The organism is Actinospica acidithermotolerans (assembly GCF_018139625.1).
Classification (GTDB): Bacteria; Actinomycetota; Actinomycetes; order Streptomycetales; family Catenulisporaceae; genus Actinospica; species Actinospica acidithermotolerans.
In genome coordinates this window covers 1-437 of record NZ_JAGSOH010000366.1, presented here as the reverse complement: position 1 = coordinate 437, position 437 = coordinate 1, and the positions used below count along the sequence as shown (strand labels likewise).

The following is a 437-nucleotide window of genomic DNA, read 5'->3' as shown; positions in this document are numbered from 1 at the left end:
CTGTAGCTGTAGGTGTAGGCGCTGCCGGCGGCCGGCATCATCGTCGACAGCTCGGCATAGGACAGCGCCGCACAGGCGCAGACCGCACCGGCGATGGCGAAGGAGATCAGCACGGCCGGGCCGGCCAGATTGGCACCGACGCCGATCAGCGTGTAGATGCCGGTGCCGACGATGGCACCGATGCCCAGTGCGATCAGGTGCGGCCAGCTGAGCGTCGGGATCAGGCGCCTGCCGGCTTCGTGGACGGTGACGGAATCTAGGGACTTGCGCCGGAACAGGGACATGCAGGCCTCGGAAGGGGTGACTAAGAACGACAAGTTCCCGAGTGTGACCGAACGCAGCGCAGCATTACCACTGACGGGGGTCATGCATGGCGGGGCACGCGCTGCGCCCCGGCCAGGCTGCCGGAATCGGCACAATCCGGCGGCAGCCACCGG

The 437-nt window shown here is 67.7% G+C and carries 1 protein-coding gene; it reads right to left on the bottom strand.

Translation table 11 applies throughout. From position 1 onward, the window contains the following. A partial coding sequence (locus tag KDK95_RS35110; protein WP_212522658.1) for an amino acid permease occupies positions 1-284 on the bottom strand: 284 nt, incomplete at its 3' end. Between the last annotated feature and the right edge of the window lie 153 nt (positions 285-437).